The sequence below is a fragment of the Pseudoalteromonas sp. BSi20652 genome (assembly GCF_000239855.1).
Lineage (GTDB): Bacteria > Pseudomonadota > Gammaproteobacteria > Enterobacterales > Alteromonadaceae > Pseudoalteromonas.
In genome coordinates, this window is record NZ_BADT01000066.1 from 1 (window position 1) to 2,913 (window position 2,913).

Below are 2,913 nucleotides of genomic sequence, written 5' to 3' on the forward strand. Positions count from 1 at the left end.
TACGCTTAATGTATGTGCGCCAACGTACAGTTAATCAGCCACACATGGTTTTAATATACTTTGAAAAACCTAACCAAATACCCCTTGTTTTAGGTAATTTTAATACTAAACTATTGCCGGCCAATAAACGCCCCGATTTAACGCCTATTTACAGTTTTAATGGTCAAGGGCTTTGGTTAGCTAAGTCGAAAGGCCTAGGTAATAAGGTAAAAAATAGCCGTGGTGTGTCTGCTTGGAACACCATGCTAGAGCGAATTGAACATGGTGAGCTTGCTCCCATTAAAAGTAACATTAAAGGAACTACCAGTTATGTCTCGACTTTTTTAAAAATGGGTTAAGTCTTAAAACCCAAGTTTACGGTTTAATAATCGTTATTTCGGTTGTTTCATTTGTGGTTAGGGTAGTTACAGATGTTGAAACCACCCGCGATTACTTACAAACCCAAATGGGTAGCCATGCACAAGATACAGCCACTAGCTTGGGGCTTTCTATTTCGCCTTATTTAGATTCAGAAAATTTAGTAATAGCCGAAACAATGGCTACCGCTATTTTTGATTCTGGTTACTACAAAAAATTAAATTTACAAATTCACAAAGCCAAGTTGTATTTGATCTGGAAAATCCTAAGCGTGTTGAGTCTGTGCCTGATTGGTTTATTGCTTTGAGTAGTTTAAAAGCACCCACTATGCAGTCGGAACTGAATAATGGGTGGATCATGGCGGGTATACTTGAGGTTACAAGCCATACTGGCCAGTCTTACGTTACGTTATGGGAGCATACAAAACGCAGCTTTTATGGTTCTTTTTTAATACTAATTGCTTCGCTTGCGGTTGCTTTTTTAATATTACGCGAAGTATTTAAACCTTTAAAAGCAGTTGAACATCAAGCTCATCTTGTGACTCGTAAGCGCTTTACATTAAACGAGCAAATACCTATTGCACGAGAGCTGCGCACTGTAACCAAAGCTATAAATAATATGGTTATTAACTTACAAAGTACGTTTGACTCGTTAACTAAACAAACACAAGCCTTAACTGAAGAAGTTTATATTGATTCTTTAACTGGGTTAGGTAATCGCAAGTTATTTGAAAATCACTTTAGCTCGGTTGTTGACACAATAACCACCGATGTTCCACTTACCGCAATGATGATTACCCTACCTTCACTTACAAATATAAACCAAAGTGTTAGTTATCAAGATGGTGACGCGCATGTTAAAGATGTAAGCACTACGCTGCAGCACATTTTAGGCGAGCTAACTAACACTAAGCTATTTAAATTAAACGGCAGTACCTTTATTGCGCTAGCCCCTTTTGATGTGCCTTTTTTAAATAAAACTCGGCTAGATATTAACGATGCCTTTAGCCAAAAGAAAAACAGCCTACATGTAAACGGTTTTGCTAATTTGTCGTTTGTTAATGTAGAAAAAGGCTCGAGCCTGGGTAGTGTGCTTTCGGCACTTGATACCGGTTGCACCATAGGCGAAACTGCTGCTACTAATAAAATAGATAAAGACACCTTATTTAGTGTTAAACAATGGCGTACGCTTATTCAGTCTATTATTGACTCGGGAGAAGTTAGTTTTTCGGTGCAGGCTGTAAAACGGGCGAAGTCAGAACGCGAGCAATGTTATTTTGAAGTGTTTGCACATTTTATTTTTGAAGGTGAAAAAGTTAATAATGGCCATTTATTTGCTATGGCTGAAAAACTCAATTTAACCGAAGAGCTAGACAAAAAAATTATACGTAACTTTGTTAATGTAAAAGAGCAGTACCCTAAAGATATCTTTGCACTTAATTTAAGTAAGGCGTCTTTATATTCTACCGATTTTATTCAGTGGCTTACTTTATACGCTAACACTAAACCTATTATTAAAAACAATATGTTGTTTGAGCTGCACGAAATTAGTTTACTCTACAATGTGCATGTTGCCAGTTTGCATATAGATGCAATTAAAGATATTGGTATTAGTGTGTGTATTGAGCACTTTGGAACGAGTTTAACGTCGTTTAGGTATTTACAGGGTTTAGACATTGAGTTTGTAAAAATTGATGGTAGTTATATTCAAGACCTTCTTGATAACACGCAAAGCCAATTTTTTATTCAAACAGTGAACAATATTTGTCATGGCTTTGGCATTGAAGTTTTAGCCTGTTTAATTGAAAAACCTGAGACTTTAAAGATACTTGAAAGCTTAGGCTGCGACGGTGTGCAAGGTAATTTAATTATGCCTCCCTCTAAAATAGTCAAAACTAATAATAATGGCGTAAATAAAGAGTTTACTTTTTGCACCGATGCGCTAAAATTTTGTAATTAGAACTCAACCAAGGGACGAGACATGAAATTATTTTTATTAGCTGGCCTAATTGCTGGTGCATCTGCACTTACAGTTTTACCTAGTTATGCACAAACTGATACTGGTGTAACTGCACCTGCGCAAAACGTAAGTGCTTTGGTAACCATTTTAAATAATGCCACGGCTCAAACATCGCCTGAGCAGCTTGAAGCCGATTTGACTGCCGCAATTTTAGCAATTTGTAGCGATTGTACCCCTGACCAAATTGATGCAATGATGAACGATGTTATTGCTGCAATTGGAGCTGACAGCCCATTAATATCTAACTTTTTGGCTGCAATGACTGCTGCAGGTATTGACAGCGATGCAGTTACTTTAGCTGCAATTACTGCAGGCGTTGATGCTACTGTTGCATCTGAAGCAACAGCAGCCGGCCCAGGTGGCGCACCAGCTCCTGCTGCTCCGGTAATTGTTACTTTACCAACAACTGCAGTACCGCAAGGTGCCGGCGGCACTGGTGGTGATGCAGGTATATCAGAAGTAATTAACTAACTGCCTTTGCAATATTATAAAAACGCAGCCAATTGGCTGTCGTTTTTATTTTGGAGCCGTTACTTT

Annotated in this window: 1 protein-coding gene and 2 pseudogenes; all 3 read left to right on the forward strand. The window is 38.1% G+C overall.

Going from position 1 to position 2,913, the window contains the following annotated elements; genetic code table 11:
• Positions 1–338 (forward strand): annotated as a pseudogene (locus tag P20652_RS17720) (hypothetical protein); the annotation flags it as partial.
• Between the two features lie 26 nt (positions 339–364).
• Positions 365–2,316, forward strand: a pseudogene (locus P20652_RS17725) (EAL domain-containing protein).
• Positions 2,317–2,337: 21 nt separating this feature from the next.
• Entirely contained in the window at positions 2,338–2,847 is a 510-nt protein-coding gene (locus P20652_RS12460) for a hypothetical protein (RefSeq protein WP_008167311.1), read from the forward strand.
• Positions 2,848–2,913 lie beyond the last annotated feature (66 nt).